The 17,449-nt window shown below is 64.9% G+C and carries 13 protein-coding genes; 9 read left to right on the top strand and 4 right to left on the bottom strand.

Annotated elements, in window-relative coordinates; translation table 11 throughout:
* Window positions 1-42 precede the first annotated feature (42 nt).
* The 4 genes from ACWRN3_RS05520 (at window position 43) to secA (ending at window position 5,916) form a co-directional block, all read left to right on the top strand.
* Entirely contained in the window at window positions 43-945 is a 903-nt protein-coding gene (locus ACWRN3_RS05520) for a ComF family protein (protein WP_476740063.1), read from the top strand.
* Between the two features lie 144 nt (window positions 946-1,089).
* Window positions 1,090-1,815 carry a ribosome hibernation-promoting factor, HPF/YfiA family gene (gene hpf / locus ACWRN3_RS05525; RefSeq protein ID WP_159631557.1) on the top strand — a complete coding sequence of 242 codons (726 nt, stop codon included), beginning with the start codon at window positions 1,090-1,092 and terminating at the stop codon, window positions 1,813-1,815.
* Between the two features lie 48 nt (window positions 1,816-1,863).
* Window positions 1,864-3,075, top strand: coding sequence for a winged helix-turn-helix domain-containing protein (locus ACWRN3_RS05530; RefSeq protein ID WP_476740064.1), 1,212 nt, complete (start codon window positions 1,864-1,866; stop codon window positions 3,073-3,075).
* A gap of 99 nt (window positions 3,076-3,174) precedes the next feature.
* Complete coding sequence (gene secA, locus ACWRN3_RS05535) at window positions 3,175-5,916, top strand: preprotein translocase subunit SecA (protein ID WP_476740065.1); 2,742 nt, start codon at window positions 3,175-3,177, stop codon at window positions 5,914-5,916.
* A 117-nt stretch (window positions 5,917-6,033) separates the two neighbouring features.
* On the opposite strand, the gene ACWRN3_RS05540 is transcribed toward secA, so the two are convergent.
* Both ACWRN3_RS05540 and ACWRN3_RS05545 read right to left on the bottom strand, forming a co-directional pair.
* Window positions 6,034-6,543, bottom strand: coding sequence for an Rv3235 family protein (locus ACWRN3_RS05540; protein WP_476740066.1), 510 nt, complete (start codon window positions 6,541-6,543; stop codon window positions 6,034-6,036).
* Window positions 6,544-6,705: 162 nt separating this feature from the next.
* Window positions 6,706-7,593 carry a LysM peptidoglycan-binding domain-containing protein gene (locus tag ACWRN3_RS05545; protein ID WP_476740067.1) on the bottom strand — a complete coding sequence of 296 codons (888 nt, stop codon included), beginning with the start codon at window positions 7,591-7,593 and terminating at the stop codon, window positions 6,706-6,708.
* Between the two features lie 139 nt (window positions 7,594-7,732).
* Between ACWRN3_RS05545 and ACWRN3_RS05550 the strand changes: the two genes are divergently transcribed.
* A complete protein-coding gene (locus ACWRN3_RS05550; protein WP_476740068.1) occupies window positions 7,733-8,302 on the top strand; it encodes a hypothetical protein in 570 nt (189 codons plus the stop codon).
* 5 nt (window positions 8,303-8,307) lie between these two features.
* Here ACWRN3_RS05550 and ACWRN3_RS05555 read toward each other — a convergent pair whose 3' ends face one another.
* Window positions 8,308-8,523, bottom strand: coding sequence for a helix-turn-helix domain-containing protein (locus ACWRN3_RS05555; protein WP_476740069.1), 216 nt, complete (start codon window positions 8,521-8,523; stop codon window positions 8,308-8,310).
* 152 nt (window positions 8,524-8,675) lie between these two features.
* Here ACWRN3_RS05555 and ACWRN3_RS05560 point away from each other — a divergent pair, with 152 nt between their 5' ends.
* Genes ACWRN3_RS05560 through ACWRN3_RS05575 form a run of 4 tightly spaced genes read left to right on the top strand, consistent with a single transcriptional unit; the run spans window position 8,676 to window position 17,021 of the window.
* Window positions 8,676-9,317 (top strand): hypothetical protein, encoded by a 642-nt coding sequence (locus ACWRN3_RS05560; protein ID WP_255172658.1) that lies wholly within the window; start codon window positions 8,676-8,678, stop codon window positions 9,315-9,317.
* Entirely contained in the window at window positions 9,314-10,618 is a 1,305-nt protein-coding gene (locus ACWRN3_RS05565) for a CpaE/TadZ family protein (RefSeq protein WP_476740070.1), read from the top strand. The genes ACWRN3_RS05560 and ACWRN3_RS05565 overlap by 4 nt, the downstream gene beginning before the upstream one ends.
* A 55-nt stretch (window positions 10,619-10,673) precedes the next feature.
* Window positions 10,674-15,527 (top strand): NAD-glutamate dehydrogenase, encoded by a 4,854-nt coding sequence (locus ACWRN3_RS05570; RefSeq protein ID WP_476740071.1) that lies wholly within the window; start codon window positions 10,674-10,676, stop codon window positions 15,525-15,527.
* A 27-nt stretch (window positions 15,528-15,554) separates the two neighbouring features.
* Entirely contained in the window at window positions 15,555-17,021 is a 1,467-nt protein-coding gene (locus ACWRN3_RS05575; protein WP_159631565.1) for a sensor histidine kinase, read from the top strand.
* Window positions 17,022-17,159: 138 nt separating this feature from the next.
* Here the strand turns inward: ACWRN3_RS05575 and ACWRN3_RS05580 are convergent, their stop codons facing one another.
* The gene (locus tag ACWRN3_RS05580) at window positions 17,160-17,408 is read right to left on the bottom strand and encodes a WhiB family transcriptional regulator (protein ID WP_003804966.1); all 249 of its coding nucleotides are present in this window, start codon (window positions 17,406-17,408) and stop codon (window positions 17,160-17,162) included.
* Window positions 17,409-17,449 lie beyond the last annotated feature (41 nt).

The following is a 17,449-nucleotide window of genomic DNA, read 5'->3' on the forward strand; positions in this document are numbered from 1 at the left end:
GGAAGCGGAACAGCTGGCCCTGGCCGGCAGGGGACCCGGCGGATGGATCCCGACCTTCAGCCGCCGCCGCCCTGGCCGGCACTGCACAGGGCCGAACACGCCGCAGCGCTCCTGCGCCTTTCCGACTGGGTGTCCGGCGCGGCGGCCGATCTCCTTGCACTGGCGGTGCCGGTGGACTGCGTCTGCTGCGGGGCCGAAGACCGGACCCTTTGCGCCTCGTGCTGCAGCCGCATCCGCCAGCTGACCAGGGACCCCTTCCGCGCCGAAAGCGGAGCCCCGGCGCTGATGGATGTCGACGGGACCATCATGCTGCCGGTGGTGGCCGCGGGGGTGTACCGGGACGAGTTGGCTCAAGGCCTGCTGTCGTTCAAAAGGCACGGCCAGCACCAGCTGGGGAGGAACCTTGGCAGGGCGCTGGCCGTGGCGGTCAGGGCAGCGGCCCGCGGCGGCAGCGGGTTCCTGCTGGTTCCGGTGCCCACCGGTACCGCGGCATACGTCAACCGGGGGTTCAGCCCGGTCCATCTGCTCCTGAAGGAAGCCGCACGGCAACTGCCAGGCCTCGACGTCGCGGATGTCCTGGGCAAGAAGCCCCGGGCTCTTCTGGAAGGACCAAAGGGTCTGGGCGGGCAGAAAGGTCTGGCGGGCCAAAAAGGTCTTGGCAGGGGCGCCCGCTTCCAACGTGTCAGGGGGTCCATGCAGGTCAAATCCCGCGCCCGAACCAAGGTCCTGGGCCGTCCCTGCATCATTGTCGACGACGTCCTGACAACCGGCGCCACCATCGGAGAAGCAGCCCGGGCCCTGCACCTGGCCGGAGCCCAGGTGAGGGGCGCCGTCGTGCTTGCCGCGACACGCCCGCCCGCTGCTGCGGACCCCGCCACGCCCGCCGCCGGACCGCACGGAAGGAGCCATGACTTAGAAAAAAATAAACCGGGAAAGGATGAATAACAGGTGGCTATGAACTAACGTCGGTGGTGGGTACCAAGAACAGAATGTACCTTTCGATGGCGGCTCGGAGAGGGGCTCGACTGTCAAACAGCCCGGCCCAGGGAAGTGCCGCCGTCGTGTCACCGAAGTCATTTGGAGGGCACCATGGAGTTTATGATTAGCGGACGAAATCTGACCGTTTCAGACCGGTTCCGCGAATACGCCGGGGAAAAGATCGCAAAGATCGAATCGCTTGGCGACAAGATCCAGCGGGTGGATACGAAAGTCTCCAAGGAGACCAACGCCCGGCAAACCGGCGACCAGTTGACCGTCGAAGTGACAGTCCTGGGCAGGGGCCCCGTAATCCGTGCCGAAGCGAGCGCCGCAGACAAATTTGCCGCCTTTGACCTCGCCTACAACAAGCTGCTTGAGCGCCTCCGGCGCGCGAAGGACCGCAAAAAGGTCCACCATGGCCGCCACACGCCCAAGGCCGTCCGTGAAGCAACCGCCTCCCTTGAACCAGCCAGCGCGCACGAACCGCTCTACCTCGAGGCCAACCGCAGGAGCGAAACAGCGCAGGCGCCGGAGGAAAAATCCCCCTACGATGTCGAGAATGACATCCCGGCCGGGAGCTCGCCGGTACTGATCCGGCGCAAGGTCTTCCCCGCTGCGTCCATGACCCTCGACGACGCCGTAGACAACATGGAGCTCGTCGGCCACGACTTCTATCTTTTCGTGGACAAGGCCACCAACACGCCGTCCGTGGTCTACCGCCGCCGCGGCTGGACCTACGGCGTCATTACCCTGGACCACGAATGCGAGCCAGGGGACACTGTCGTGGAGGAAAAGGTCCTTGCCTACCGCTCCGACGACGCAGCCGCCACTGTCTGACGTACCTGGCAACGTCCAAGGTGGTACCAACCACCAGAAAGGTCTGAATTGTCGGCAACGCTGAGCCTTGACCAGGCCCGGCGGATCGCGCTGGCAGCGCAGGGACTCCACAAAGGACGGCCCACCGGCCCCGTGACAGCACGGGCGGTGGGCCGTACCTTTGCCCGTCTCCAGCTGGTCCAGATCGACTCCGTAAACGTCCTGGTCCGCAGCCACTTCCTGCCCTTCTATTCCCGCCTTGGCAACTATGACCGGGACATCCTGCAGCGCATGTCCGCCAGCCACCCGCGACGGATGTTCGAATACTGGGCTCACGAAGCCAGCTACATCCGGCCGGAGCATTACCAGGACCTCCTTCTCTGGCAAAAGCGGGCCTGGGTGGGCGCGTCCCGGATGGACCCCGTGCTCCGCGATGAGGTTGCTGCCAGGATCCTGGCGGTCCTCGCCCGGTCCCGGCCCATGACGGCCTCTGAACTGACGGCACGGATTGGGCATGTCGAAGAGAAACAGGCGGACAACTGGGGGTGGAACTGGAACGCCGTGAAACGGGTCCTTGAACACCTCTTCGAAGCGGGTCTGGTGTCGGCGGCCTCCCGGACCGGGCAGTTCGAGCGCAGGTACACGCTGACCTCCAAGGTCCTCCCGGATGCGGCCGCCGCCGCAGGGGAGAAGGATCCAGAGGCTGCACTCCGGCGCCTGACCGACGCGGCCGCCCAGGCCCACGGAATCGGCAGCATCCGCTGCTTCGCCGACTACTTCCGGACTCCGGTCAAGGCCACAGCCCTGGCTGTCGAGCACCTGGTGGAGCAAGGCAGGCTGGAACCCGTCACGGTGGCGGGCTGGAACCGGAAGATCTTCCGGCATGTGGATTCGCTGCTGCCGCGGCGTGCCACCGGCCGGGCGCTTTTGAGCCCGTTCGATTCCCTGGTCTTTGAGCGGCGGCGCCTTTCCGAACTGTTCGGCTTCCATTACCGGATCGAGATCTACACCCCGGAACCCAACCGGCGCTTCGGCTATTACGTGCTGCCCTTCCTGCTGCGTGACAGGATCGTGGCGCGGGTGGATTTGAAAGCAGACCGGGCCGGCGGCCGGTTGCTGGCGAGGGCCGCGTTCGCCGAGCCCGACGCACCGGCGGATACCGCCGTCGAACTTGCCGCCGAGCTCAAGCTCATGGGCCAATGGCTTGGCCTGCCGGATGTGGAAGTGGGGCCGGCAGGAGACCTTGCCGCCCGGCTGGCGCAGGAGCTGGCACGTCCGTAGGGAGTATCCGCTCTCAGGGAAAAGGAGCACCGGCGGCGTGTCTCTCCCGTAGACTGAACACGCCAGAATTCGGCGGCATCAGACTGGGAGCATCTTCACGTGGCATCACTTATCGAAAAAATTCTCCGCACGGGTGACAAGAAAACACTCCGGCAGCTGCGGAACTATGCCGATTCCATCAACGCCCTCGAAGACTCATTCAAGACCTTTACCGACGCCGAACTGCGCGAGGAGACGGACCGCCTCCGCGCCCGCCACCAGGACGGCGAGAAGCTCGACGACCTGCTTCCGGAGGCTTTCGCAGCAGTGCGTGAAGCCTCCTCCCGCACCCTGGGCATGCGCCACTTCGACGTCCAGCTCATGGGCGGCGCCGCCCTGCACCTGGGCAACATCGCTGAAATGAAGACCGGTGAAGGCAAGACCCTGGTGGCGACCGCTCCCGCCTACCTGAACGCCCTTACGGGCAAGGGCGTCCACGTGGTCACGGTCAACGATTACCTCGCCGAATACCAGTCCGAGCTCATGGGCCGTGTCTACCGCTTCCTGGGCCTGACCAGTGGTGTCATCCTGGCCAACCAGGATCCCGCCGTTCGCCGTCAGCAGTACGCCGCCGATATCACGTACGGGACCAACAACGAGTTTGGTTTCGACTACCTGCGCGACAACATGGCGTGGGACCGGACCGAACTTGTCCAGCGCGGCCACAACTTCGCCATCGTCGATGAAGTGGACTCAATCCTGATCGATGAGGCTCGCACCCCGTTGATCATCTCCGGGCCTGCGCAGGGGGACACCAACCGCTGGTACAGCGAATTCGCCAAAGTGGTGCTCCGGCTGCAGCCCGAAAAGGACTACGAGGTCGACGAGAAAAAGCGCACGGTGGGCGTCCTCGAGAGCGGGATCGAAAAGGTGGAGGACTACCTCGGCATCTCCAACTTGTACGAGTCCGCCAATACCCCGCTGATCGGCTTCCTGAACAATGCCATCAAGGCCAAGGAACTCTTCAAGCGGGACAAGGACTACGTCATCCTGGACGGCGAAGTGCTGATCGTTGACGAGCACACCGGCCGCATCCTGGCCGGCCGGCGCTACAACGAAGGCATGCATCAGGCGATCGAGGCCAAGGAAGGCGTCGAGATCAAAGCGGAAAACCAGACCCTGGCCACCGTGACGCTCCAGAACTACTTCCGTATGTACGGCAAGCTTTCCGGAATGACCGGTACCGCCGAGACTGAGGCGGCTGAGTTCATGAGCACTTATAAGCTGGGCGTCGTGGCCATCCCCACCAACAGGGACATGCAGCGGATCGACCAGCCGGACCTCGTGTTCAAGAATGAGGTTGTAAAGTTCGACGCCGTGGTGCGCGATATCGCCGAGCGCCACGAAAAAGGCCAGCCCGTCCTCGTGGGCACCACCAGCGTGGAGAAGAGCGAGTACCTGTCCAAGCTGCTTGCCAAGGAAGGTATCCGCCACGAGGTCCTGAACGCCAAGAACCACGCCCGGGAAGCTGCCATCGTCGCCCAGGCAGGCCGGAAGGGTGCGGTCACCGTGGCCACGAACATGGCCGGCCGCGGCACTGACATCATGCTGGGCGGAAACGCCGAATTCACGGCTGTCGCCGAACTCGCCAAGCGCGGGCTGGACCCGGAGGAGAACTCCGAACAGTACGAAGCCGCGTGGCCCGCAGCGCTTGAAGCCGCCAAGCAGTCCGTCAAGGACGAACACGAGGAAGTCCTGGACCTCGGCGGCCTGTACGTCCTGGGCACCGAACGCCACGAGTCGCGACGCATCGACAACCAGCTCCGCGGCCGTTCCGGCCGCCAGGGCGACCCGGGTGAATCCCGGTTCTACCTGTCGCTGACCGACGACCTCATGCGGCTCTTCAACTCCGGGGCGGCGGAACGGCTGATGAACAGTTCCGTGCCGGACGACGTTGCGCTGGAATCAAAGCTGGTATCCAGGGCCATCGCCTCTGCCCAGGGGCAGGTGGAAGGCCGCAACGCCGAGCAGCGCAAGAACGTGCTGAAGTACGACGACGTCCTCAACCGCCAGCGCGAAGCCATCTACAGCGACCGCCGTCGGATCCTGGAAGGTGATGACCTGCACGAGAAGGTGCAGTACTTCATTGAGGACACCATCGCTGCCTTGATCGATGCCGCCACCGCGGAAGGGAACGGCGACGACTGGGACTTCCACCAGCTGTGGACCAACCTTAAGACGCTCTATCCTGTCAGCGTTACTCCCGAAGACATCATCGAAGAGGCCGGTGGCAAGTCCAGGGTCACCGTGGAGCTGTTGAAGGAGGAGATCCTTTCCGACGCCCGCCTGGTGTACCAGGCCCGCGAGGAGGTCATCGGCTCCGAAAGCATGCGGGAACTCGAGCGCCGCGTGGTCCTCTCCGTCATTGGCCGCAAGTGGCAGGAACACCTCTACGAGATGGATTACCTCAAAGAGGGCATCGGCCTGCGCGCCATGGCGCAGCGTGATCCGCTGGTGGAGTACCAGCGCGAAGGTTTCGCCATGTTCCAAAGCATGATGGAGGCCATCCGGGAGGAAAGCGTTGGCTTCCTCTACAACCTTGAGGTCGAGGTGACGCCGGCCCAGGATGTCGTCGTCCAGGACGCGGCCGGCGGACATACTGAGCACGTGGACCCGCAGGTCCATGCCTCCGGGCTTGAGGCCCCCGAAAAGCCCGCGCAGCTGCAGTACACGGCTCCCAGCGAGACCGGCGGAACACAAACCCGGGTGGAAACCCGGACAGGTAGTGGACGCTCCGGCAATCCTGCGAAGGCAGCTGCCCAGGACGCCGCCAAGCGCCCGGCGAAGAAGAAAAAGCGCTAGTAGACACAGCCGTAAACGCGCACAGGCGTTAATGAACAGGGCAGGGGCCGATGGGCCCCTGCCCTGTTTGTATGGTGCACCGTGTGCTTTCGGGTGCGCACCAAATCACCCAACGGTTTAGCCGATGACGAGTTCAACGATGCGCCAGACCTGCTTGCTGCGCTCAAGCCGGACGGCAACGGCACGTGCCCGTACGTCATCCACCACGACAGCGCTTGCCTCGTAAATTCCCTCCGCTACCTCGCACACCCGCACGGAGCGGACTGTGGAGTTCCGGTGTAGACGGGCAAGGGCGGGATTGCCCGTCCGGGTAAGTTCGCGCCTGATCAGCGCGGCCCGGTGCTGCAGCGATGCCAGGCACCGAGGATCCAGCCGGCGCGCCAGCTGGTGTATGGGACGGATCCCTGCCAGGACCTCCATGGCAGCCTGAACCGTTCCGCGGGTAATGGCCCTTACTTCCGCAGCTTCACTAACGGGCCTCAGGGACGATGGGTCCGCGGCGCGGGACCGGCCTGCGGTCACCGCCGTTGTTGACGCTGACGCGGTTTTCGCGAGGGCGGCCCTCCCGCCGTTTACGGTGTTGGCAGCCAGCCGCTGGGCGGTCCGGGCAGGTGTCACTGCGGTCATGGTGTTCCCCTTGGTTCGAATAGCGGAATAGCTGATGATCTATTGGCTGGCATGGCGCCGGGCAATGCGGGCAGGCCGGTCCGGCATGCCGGCACGTCGGTTGGATCTTCGGTATTACCTGCCCCGGCCCCGGCGCCGGCGCAGCACGGAAAACGCCAGTGGCTATGGCGCCTGCGGCGCCTGGAGGATCTGTCCCGGTAGCAGGACATCCGGGCTCCCGCCGATCAGTCCGCGGTTCGCTGCGTACCACCGGGGCCATTCGAGGGCTATGTCCACATCCGATGCCTCCGGCCCCAGCTGGGCCGCCACGATGTCCCATAGTGTGTCGCCGGCAAGCACGGTCACCGGGGCCGCCCCGCCAATCGCTTTCCGTGGGTCCGGCTCCGCGCTGGCGGCGGTCCTGGTTTCCGGTGCGGCGAGCAGGCCTGGCTCCACCACCGGGGAGGCCGGTTGCCATCCCGGGTTGGGCGTGGCGGCGGTGGGCAGGGCCGCGGCGGGATGCCATGCCGGCGACGCGGCTTCCCGGTCCGGTGGTGGCACCTCCGCGGGGCCCGGTTGGACAGAGAGATGCATGCCCGGGCCAGCGCCCTGGCGGGGTGTCGGAGCAACGTGCGCAGTTGCAGGGTTGGCGGAAGCCGCCGAGGACTGTTCGTGCGTGGGTGTCCACTCCGGCCCCGGCGCGTTGGTGGCCGCATGTGCCGCGGCGCCGGCTATCAGCTGCATCGAAAAGGCGGCAATCACCGCCCGCTGCATGAATGCAGGTGAGAGCCGGCGGGCGGCCGCAGCAGCCCGGTACCGGCCCAGCCGCTCCAGCAGGACGGAGGCTCCAGCAGCCAGCATCGAAAATGCCCACCACAGCAAAAGTCCGAGGCCGACTGCTGTTGCGGCGGCTGCCAGGAGGACCTCTACGGTCCACCCCTGCTGATGCGTGGCGGCGTCCCGCCACTGCACCAGCTGGCCCGCTCCCAGGATGCAGAGCAGGATTCCAAGCACCAGAAAGGCCAACGCTATGGCGGCATCCGACCATCCCGTCCTACCTGAGTGTCCCATTTACAACCGCCTTGACGTTGTTTGATCATGTTTGATGTTGTTTGACTCAGTCTGAACCGCCTAAACGCGTTTTGTCCAGACGTTGGAGTGAAATAAGGCGCGCGTTGACGGGCGCGGCAGGGGACCCTACGCTGGCGGGATGCGCTGGGATGCACTCTTCAACGACATGGAAAGCCAGCTCGCGGAGGCTGACCGGCTGGCGCTCGAGAGCGAGGTCAGCGAGCGGATGCGGGCCGAGATGGTTGGCCTGCGGCTCGATGACAGGCTCCGGGCAGCCGTTGGTTACAGGATCATGGTCCACCTCCTGTGCGGCGAATCGGCGCAGGGGGAGCTGACCCATGTTGGAGCTGATGCGCTGGTCCTGGATGAAGAACGGCATCAGGTGCTCATTCCCTATGCGGCCGCAGCCCGGTACGTGGGCCTGGGCAGGCATGTGCGGACGGAGGACTCACCGGTCCGCCGCTCGATCGGACTTGCCCATTCCCTGCGGGCCCTTGCCCGGGATCGGGCGGAAGTGACCGTGATGATTGCCGGGGGAACCGGAGCCGTGCGGGTGGAGGGCGTCATTGACCGGGTCGGCCGGGACTACATCGACCTTGCCGCGGTGATTCCGGGCGAGGCACGGAGGGCCCAAAGCGTTGGCCAGGTGTCAGCGATACCTTTTACGGCGCTGGCGATGATCAGGTCCCATAAGGCCGGCGGAGCCTAAGGGCGTCACACTGACTTCGAACGGGACTCCTGGATCATGCGGCTGGCCTCGGCATAGCGTTCCTCGATGTACTTTTCCAGCATCTTCTCCTCGACGCGCCACTGCCCGCGGCCGCCAACCTGAATGGCCTTCAGCTCCCCGCTGCGGACCAAGGCGTACGCGGCGGGGGAGTTGATCTGGAGTTGCTCGGCGACGTCTGCGAGCGTGAGGAACCTTGGCATACGCCCATTTTGCCATCACATGACGTTGTTTGCGCCCGTTTTCCACAGATAGCCGGTATTTAGACAAATGACTTTTGTTCCCGGTCCCTGGCGGTAACAATGAGGAGTCCGGCCAGAGTGGGCAGGTCCGGTGTACCTAGGGGGAGAACGGTATGGTTCCTGATTCGAGCGCCACGGCGCCACGGCTGAAGCGCCCGTCGTGGAAGGACCCGCGGTTGCTGGTGGGCGTTCTCCTGGTCCTGGTGTCTGTCGCAGGGGTTACTTTCCTGGTCGGCAGCGCAGACCGCACCACCGAGGTCTTCGCGGCCCGGGACGGCATTGCCGTGGGTGAGCGCCTGACAGCGGAGAACGTGGTCCGCGCGAAGGTCCGCCTGGGCGACACGGAGCAGCACTACATCACCGTGGAGGACGGCCTGCCCCAGGACGTTGTCGCCGTGCAGCGGATCGCCAAGGACCAGCTGGTTCCCAGGGCAAGCCTGGGCGAGGTGGACCGGCTGGACCGTAAGCCGGTGGCGCTCAACATCGCCCAGACTTTGCCGTCCCAGGCGGTTGCCGGTGCGAAGGTGGACGTCTGGGTGGCGCAGCCGGATGCAAAGAACGGATACAGCGAGCCGAAACTCATCCTTCCCGGAGCTGAAATCGCTGAGGTCACCACCGGGTCCACTGCCCTCGGATCGTCAAAGACCACCGTGCTGATGGTCCTGGTGGAGGACAAGCAGATGCCTGCGTTGCTGGGTGCCCAGGCCAACGACGCGAAGATATCCGTTGTGTGGAATCCCGGCGGGGCCCGATGAGTATCCCGGTTGTCACCGTTGGCCAAAGCCGGGAGGACTTGGTGGGCGGCCTCGAAAGGCTGCACGGTCCGGTGACGGTGGTTCGACGATGCACCGAACTTCCCGAGCTCCTCGCTGCCTGTCAAAGCGGTCTGGCAAGGGCCGCCGTAGTGGCAGAAGGGTCCGACGGATTGACTGCTTCCCTTGTCGACCGGCTTGGAGCTGTTGGGGTGGCAGTCATCGCGCTGACGGACAATGCCGAGGAGGCGGCCAGGCTCCGCAAAATCGGTGTCGCGTCGGCGCTGACGGGAGTCGAGTCAGCAGAGCTTTCGGACAGGATCGCCGATGCCGTTGCCCAGCTGACAGGTGCTGCCCGTCCCGCCATCCTGAGCGCGGGAGCTGACACCGGGGCTGCGCTGGCCTTAGACCCCGTGCAGCCTGCACCTGGCCCCGAGGGCGAACCAGCCGGCAGGCTCATTGTTGTCTGGGGACCGGCCGGGGCGCCGGGACGGACCACTGTTGCGGTGAACATCGCCGGCGAGATGGCTGCCGATGGCCGGGATGTCCTGCTGGTCGACGCGGACACCTACGGCGCCAGCGTCGCGGCGGTGCTGGGTCTCCTGGATGAGTCAGCCGGGCTTGCCCAGGCGTGCAGGCTTGCCGACCAGGGGCTGCTGGACCCGGACGCCCTTAGGAAGGTGGCCGCCACCGTCGCCACTGCGTCCGGGACGTTCCGGGTGCTTACGGGGATTACCCGCGCGGACCGCTGGACTGAGCTGCGCGCCACTGCCCTGTCGCTTGTTCTTGAACGGGCCCGGCAGATCGCGGACGTTGTGGTGGTGGATACCGGCTTTTGCCTCGAAGCCGATGAAGAGCTGAGCTTCGACACCATGGCGCCGCGACGGAATGCCGCGACGCTGCGTCCCCTGGAGCTGGCGGACGCGGTCTATGCCGTTGGCGCGGCTGATCCCGTGGGCGTCCCGCGGATGGTCCGTGCGCTTGCCGAACTGGAAGGTGCTGTACCGCAAGCCTCACCCACTGTCGTCATGAACAAGGTGCGTTCCTCCTCCGTGGGCAGAGCCCCGGAGCGCCAGTTGCGGGATGCCTGGGAACGGTACGGCCCCGCGTCGGAACTCAAAGCGTTCCTGCCCTACGACCCCGGCGCCGCCGATGCAGCACTCCTTGCAGGGTCGCTGCTGCTTGAAGCGTGCCCCGACTCCGCGCTTCGGCGTGCCATCCGCGAACTTGTTTGTGCACCAGACCAGCGAAAAGCCAAATCCTCTGTATTTTCTTCCACACCACGGCGAAGGGCAAAGGACTAGGCTCGCCATAAGAGCTGCAAAGGTGCGGCGAATATCTCTGATGGAGGCGTTGTCGATGTCGTCTGGATCCAGTGTGGAGGACCAGCCCCTCTCCATTGAAGGCCTTGAAGGCTTCATGGGGGACTACTACCAGCACCTGGCTGAGGAGGATGCCCGAAGCTACCCCCGGGATGTTCTGGAAGCCCGTGCCGAGGAACACCGCCGGGCAGCGTCCGTGCGGCAGCCCGGTCAGGCGAAGATAGCGATCATCGATGAAGAGGACAGCAGCGTCATCTTTGTCGTTACTGACGACATGCCGTTCCTGGTCGACTCCGTCAACGCCGAACTTGTCCGGCAGCACGCGGCCATCAGGCTCGTGGTCCACCCGCTTTTCGTAGCAACCAGGAACCGGGAAACGGGCGAACTGGTCAAGGTCAACAGGGTTCCGGCACACCTGGGCATTTCCAGCGGGGACACAGCGGCAATGCCCAACCTTTCCCACCTCATTGCGCAAGGTGAAAATGCCTCGCACATGGAGTCCTGGATCGCCGTCGAAATCCACCGGGTTTCCGACGAAGTGAAGACTTCCCTGCTCGCGGGCCTGACCCGCGTCCTGAACGACGTCAGGGCCGCCGTCGAGGACTGGCCAAGGATGCGCCAAAAGGCGCTGGAGATCGCCGAAAGCCTGGACAAGGTGGCCAACTCTGCGCAGATTGCCGAATTGCGGCAGGCCAAGGATCTGCTGCGCTGGCTGGACGATGGAAACTTCACGTTCCTGGGCTACCGCGAATACGATCTGCTCAACGTCGACGGCGAAGACGTCCTGGAACTGCGCGAGGACAGCGGCCTCGGACTGCTCCGGGCAGCCGCGGACTCCCCGCACATCCAGCACCTCACTGATACCGGCCGTAAAAAGGCGCGGGAAAAGCGCGCCCTCGTCATCACCAAGGCCAACTCACGGTCCACCGTGCACCGCTCGGCGTACCTGGACTACATCGGCATCAAGAGCTTTGACGCTGCGGGTAACGTCAACGGCGAACGCCGCTTCATTGGCCTTTTTGCCACCAGCGCCTACGCCGGTTCCGTCCGCGACATTCCTATCGTCCGGGAAAAGGTGGATGCGGTCCTCCAGAACGCCGGCTTCCCGCCGGATTCGCACTCGGGCAAGGACCTGCTGGGAATCCTGGAAACCTACCCACGCGATGAGCTGTTCCAGATCGAAATCCCTGATTTGGCCGCAACCGCGTTTGGAATCCAGAAACTGCAGGAACGGCGGCGTACCCGGCTGTTCCTGAGGCCTGACATCTATGGGCGTTTCATGTCCGCTGTCGTGTACCTGCCCCGGGACCGGTACACCACGAACGTGCGGCTTCGCATCGAACAGGAACTTCGGGAAACCTTCCAGGCAGTCTCGATCGACTACGAAGCCCGGATGACCGAATCGGCACTCGCGCGCCTGTTCTTCCGCATCCGGCTGCCCAAGGACGCCGACGTCAGCCATGTCAACAGCGACGAGCTGGAAAAGCGGCTGGTCCGGGCGGCGAGGTCCTGGAGCGAAGGCATCGCGGAGGTCCTGCGTGAGGGCCGGGACCCAGCCGAGGCCAAGGAACTGGCTGCCACCTGGGCCGAGGCGTTCCCGGCCAGCTACCGCGTGGACTACGAAGTGGAGGATGCCCTCGAAGACATCGCGCGGTTCGAAAAGTACGGGGCCGCCGCCGAGCGGAACGCCGGGGCACGGCAGGACCGTCCCGGAGTCCACGTGTATCTTCCCGAAGGCGCCGGTGCAACACTGGAGGAAGACGCCCGGGTAAAGCTCTACATGCTGGAGCCCAAAAGCCTGAGCCAGATCCTGCCCTACTTCCACAACCTCGGGCTCGAGGTCCTGGACGAGCGGCCCTTTGAAATCGAAACAGCAGACCACCGGGACTTCTTCCTGTACGACCTGGGGTTGAAGTACCCGGCGGGAGTGGACCCCCTGTCCACGGGCGGGCTTCTTGCCGACTCCTTTGGCGCGGCCGTCACCGGTGCTGCGGAATCGGACAACTTTGACCGACTGGTGTTGCGGGAAGGTCTGCAATGGCGGCAAATCACTATGCTCCGCGCCTACGCCCGGTACATGCGCCAGATGGGCAACAGCAGTTCCTTCGGCTTCATGGCGGACACTCTCCTGGCCAACGCGGATGTGACCAGGGGGCTGAGCGCCCTCTTCGCGGCCCGCTTCGATCCCTCCATCAGCGATGGTGAACGCGCTGAGGCCCAGGCTTCAGTGCGGCAGGAACTGGCAGCGTCCATCGAAAAAGTTGCCACTCTCGACGCCGACCGCGTGCTGCGCACCTTCGTCAACCTGATCGAGGCCACCCTCCGCACCAACTTTTACCAGAACAAGCCGCACCTGAGCTTCAAGCTGGATCCCGCCCATATTGAAGGGCTGCCGTTCCCGCGGCCCATGTTCGAAATCTGGGTTTACTCCCCGCGCGTCGAGGGTGTGCACCTCCGGTTCGGCAAGGTTGCCCGCGGCGGGCTCCGCTGGTCCGACAGGCGGGAGGACTTCCGCACGGAAGTCCTGGGCCTGGTCAAGGCGCAGACGGTCAAGAATGCCGTTATCGTGCCCACGGGAGCCAAGGGCGGCTTCTTCGCGAAGCAGCTTCCGGACCCCGCAACCGACCGCGCGGCCTGGATGGCCGAAGGCGTCGAAAGCTACAAGACGTTCATCCGCGGGTTGCTGGACCTTACTGACAACCTCCTTACCGAGGGCGGCGGCGAACGGCTCGTGCCGCCGTCGAACGTTGTCCGGCATGACGACGACGACTCCTATCTTGTGGTCGCGGCGGACAAGGGAACGGCTACTTTCTCGGACATCGCCAACGGGCTGTCCGCGGAGTATGGCTTCTGGCTGGGGGACGCATTCGCCTCCGGCGGTTCCGTGGGCTACGACCACAAGGCCATGGGCATCACGGCGCGGGGCGCCTGGGAGTCGGTGAAGCGCCACTTCAGCGAACTGGACCTGGATACCCAGACCGAACCTTTCACCGTGGTTGGCGTGGGGGACATGTCCGGCGACGTGTTCGGCAACGGGATGCTGCTGTCCCGGCACATCCGCCTGCTGGCGGCATTTGACCACCGGCACATCTTCGTGGACCCCAACCCGGATGAGGCAGCCTCGTTCGCGGAGCGCCAGCGGCTGTTCGACCTGCCCAGGTCTTCCTGGGACGACTACGACAAGTCGCTGATCAGCGAAGGCGGCGGTGTCTTCGCCCGTCAGGCCAAGTCCATTCCCGTGTCCCCGCAGGTCCGGGCCGCGCTGGGGCTTCCGGCGGAAACCGCTGAGCTCAGCCCGCCTGAACTCCTGCGTGCCATCCTGTTGGCGCCGGCTGACCTGCTCTACAACGGCGGAATCGGAACCTACGTCAAGGCGTCTTCCGAGTCGAACGCCTCCGTAGGCGATAAAGCCAACGATGCCATCCGGGTCAACGGCCGGGACCTGCGGGTGAAGGTAGTGGGTGAAGGCGGCAACCTGGGAATGACCCAGCGCGGCCGCATTGAAGCAGCGCTGCAGGGGGTCATCCTCAACACGGACGCCATCGACAACTCCGCCGGTGTGGATTGCTCCGACCATGAGGTCAACATCAAGATCTTCGTTGACCGGATGGTTGCTGCCGGCAAGTTGCCGGCGGGGGAGCGCGCTGACTTCCTTGCCTCCATGACCGATGAAGTGGGGCGCCTGGTTCTCGAAGACAACATCGACCAGAACATCCTGCTCCTGAACGACCGGACGCGGGTGGCTGAGTGGAGCCCGAGTTACGAGCGGCTCATGGACTGGCTGGAGAAGAGCGCCGACCTTAAGCGCGACCTTGAGGCGCTGCCCACCACGGAAACGTTGCGGGAACGGCTGCAACAGGGCCAGGGACTGACGTCTCCGGAGCTGTCAGTACTGGCCGCCTACGCGAAGATCGAGCTGGCGTCGGCCCTGCGGGACAGCGATCTCGCCGATGACCCCTGGTTCCGTGACACCCTGCGTGCCTACTTCCCGCACCAACTTCGTGAACGTTTTGACGCCGAACTGGACACGCATCCGCTGCGCCGCGAAATCATCGCCACGGTGGTGGCGAACGACATGATCAACCTTGGCGGTATCACGTTTGCCTTCCGGGTGATGGAGGAAACCTCGGCCAGCGAAGTTGCCGTGGCCAAGGCGTTTGTGGCGCTGCGCGAGGTATATGAGCTGGACGCGATGGTGGGGGAACTGAACAGCCTGCCTGCCTCGTTCCCCACGGAGCACTGGAGCACCGTCCATCTGGACATCCGCCGGCTTCTGGACCGGGCGGTCCGGTGGCTGCTCAGCCAGGAAAGTGTTTCCCGCCCCATTGCCGAGGTGGTGGCAGAGTTCAAGCCGCTGATGGATCCCATGCGCGCCCGGCTGCTGGACTACCTCCGCGGCGACGACCGCGAGCGGGTGGCGGCGTGGCTGGCGAAGGGGCGCGAGTGGGAACTCCCGGAAGGCCTTGCGCTGCGCTGGGCCGAGTTGTTCGAGAGCTTCGTGCTGTTGGACATCGCCAAGATCGCCCGCTCCCGGAAGGACCGCGTAGAGGAGATCGCGGCCGTTTACTACACCGTGTTCAACCGGTTCCACGCGGACTCGTTGCTTGAACGGATCAGCAGCCTTCCCCGGCAGGACCGGTGGCAGGCGCTGGCACGGGCAGCGTTGCGCGATGACCTGTACTCAACGGTGTCGGATATGACGACGGCGGTGCTGGACGCCACGTCCGCCACAGGGTCGCCGGATGCACGGCTCAAGGACTGGGAGGCGCAAAATGCCGAGCAGCTGGGCCGGGCAAAGAGCATGTTCGACGAGGTGAACGCACTGGAGGCCGACGACATGGCCTCACTGTCGGTAGCATTGAGGCTCTTGAGGTCAATCGTCCGGCGCTAGGAAGCAGGCGCCGTAACTGGAGGTGCAGTGGCAATCTTTACGGACCCCATCAGGGAGCACGCTGATTTCGGGCCGGGCGATGCCGAGTGGCTGCACCTCCTGGTGGGGGACTGGCAGATGGTCGCGGACCTTGCGTTTGCCGACCTGGCGCTGTGGTTCCCCCACCCGGAGCTTGGCTACATTGCCCTGGCCCACGTGCGTCCTTCCACCACGCACACGGCATTCCACAGTGACTTCGTGGGTGAGGGCATCCGCTCCGACCTGCAGCCGCTCGTGGACAAGGCATGGAACAGCAGGTCCATTGAGCGCTCCAGCGAGACGAACTGGAACAGTGAGATGGCCCTGCGGGTAGAGGCTGTCCCCATGGTGCGCAACGGCCGGACACTTGCAGTTGTTACCACCCATATGGACCTCTCCAGTTCACGGATGCCGTCCCGGCTTGAGTTGACCTACCGGCAGTGCGCCTACGATCTGCTAAGGATGGGCACGCTGGGATTGTGGCCGGACTTTGCCTCTCCCACGGGCTCCCGGCGGGGCGCTCCCCGCGTGGGCGACGGGCTGATCAGGCTGGATGCCGACGGGGTGGTGCAGTACGCGAGCCCAAACGGAGTTTCAGCCTTCCGCAGGCTGGGCGACGGGGAGTCCCTGGAGGGACGTTCGCTCGCTGAGGTAACCGCGGGCCTGCTCAAGGACCGCCGGCTGGTCGATGAGACCCTGCCGCTTGTAGTTACCGGCCGCATGCCCTGGCGCAGCGAGATTGAGTCCAGGGGAGTAAGCCTGTCCCTGCGTGCCATCCCGCTCCGGGACGAGCAGCAGCGGTTCGGCGCGCTGGTCCTCTGCCGCGATGTCTCAGAGCTGCGCCGCCGTGAAATGGAGCTGGTAACCAAGGACGCCACCATCCGCGAAATCCACCACCGGGTCAAGAACAATCTGCAGACGGTGGCTGCGCTGCTGCGGATGCAGTCCCGGCGGATGGTGAGCGATGAAGCAAAACAGGGCCTGGAGCAGGCCATGCGCCGCGTGGCCACCATCGCACTGGTCCATGAGACGTTGTCGCAGGGACTGACGCAGAGCGTTGATTTCGATGAACTGATCGGCCGCCAGTTCCGGCTGTCCGCGGAAGTGGCTTCCCCTTCCCAGCAGGTCAGGACGGAACGCTCCGGCAGCTTCGGGGAGCTCCCCAGCGATCTCGCCACGCCGCTTGCCCTGGTGATCAACGAACTGGTGACCAATGCTGTGGAGCACGGCCTTGAGGGGAGGGCGGGCACGGTTTGGCTGGTGGCCGACCGGTCCGAAGCGGAGGACGGCGAAGAGCTGACTGTAACCATCGCCGATGACGGCGTGGGCCTTCCGCAGACCCCGCATGTGGAGGGCCTTGGCCTGCAGATTGTGCGGACCCTCGTCACGAGTGAGCTCGGCGGGACCATCACGTGGGAGCGCCGCGAGGGCGGCGGGACCGAGGTCAAGATCCGGCTCAGCCTGGCCGGGAAGTAGGAGGTGCGCTCCGGCCAGTGGTTTACCTGGCCGCGGGCTTGAACTGACAGAGGCCCCGTGACAATCCGAAATGGATTTGTCGCGGGGCCTCTGTGTGCCGGTAGCATCGTCCTGTGCCGTTTCGCCGGCGCCGGGATCCTAGGAAGCGCGGCGTGCGCGGGCAGCGCGCCGCTTCAGGGCGCGGCGCTCGTCTTCGCTCATTCCGCCCCAGACTCCGGCGTCCTGGCCGGACTCAAGGGCCCACTGCAAGCAGGTGTCGACAACGGGGCACCGGCGGCAGACGCTCTTTGCTTCCTCGATCTGCAGGAGGGCCGGTCCTGTATTCCCGACGGGGAAGAACAGTTCCGGGTCCTTGTCGAGGCACGCTGCGCGGTTACGCCAATCCATGCTGATCAGTTGCTCCATTTCTGGGATAAGCCTTTGTGAAA

The organism is Pseudarthrobacter sp. rb (assembly GCF_056389225.1).

Excerpts from the sequence above, each read along its gene's own strand:
- ACWRN3_RS05520 (WP_476740063.1), top strand. The coding sequence starts at position 43 with ATGGATCCCGACCTTCAGCCGCCGCCGCCCTGGCCGGCACTGCACAGG.
- hpf (WP_159631557.1), top strand. The coding sequence starts at position 1,090 with ATGGAGTTTATGATTAGCGGACGAAATCTGACCGTTTCAGACCGGTTC.
- ACWRN3_RS05540 (WP_476740066.1), bottom strand. The coding sequence starts at position 6,543 with ATGACCGCAGTGACACCTGCCCGGACCGCCCAGCGGCTGGCTGCCAAC.
- ACWRN3_RS05545 (WP_476740067.1), bottom strand. The coding sequence starts at position 7,593 with ATGGGACACTCAGGTAGGACGGGATGGTCGGATGCCGCCATAGCGTTG.
- ACWRN3_RS05550 (WP_476740068.1), top strand. The coding sequence starts at position 7,733 with ATGCGCTGGGATGCACTCTTCAACGACATGGAAAGCCAGCTCGCGGAG.
- ACWRN3_RS05555 (WP_476740069.1), bottom strand. The coding sequence starts at position 8,523 with ATGCCAAGGTTCCTCACGCTCGCAGACGTCGCCGAGCAACTCCAGATC.
- ACWRN3_RS05560 (WP_255172658.1), top strand. The coding sequence starts at position 8,676 with ATGGTTCCTGATTCGAGCGCCACGGCGCCACGGCTGAAGCGCCCGTCG.
- ACWRN3_RS05565 (WP_476740070.1), top strand. The coding sequence starts at position 9,314 with ATGAGTATCCCGGTTGTCACCGTTGGCCAAAGCCGGGAGGACTTGGTG.
- ACWRN3_RS05570 (WP_476740071.1), top strand. The coding sequence starts at position 10,674 with ATGTCGTCTGGATCCAGTGTGGAGGACCAGCCCCTCTCCATTGAAGGC.
- ACWRN3_RS05580 (WP_003804966.1), bottom strand. The coding sequence starts at position 17,408 with ATGGATTGGCGTAACCGCGCAGCGTGCCTCGACAAGGACCCGGAACTG.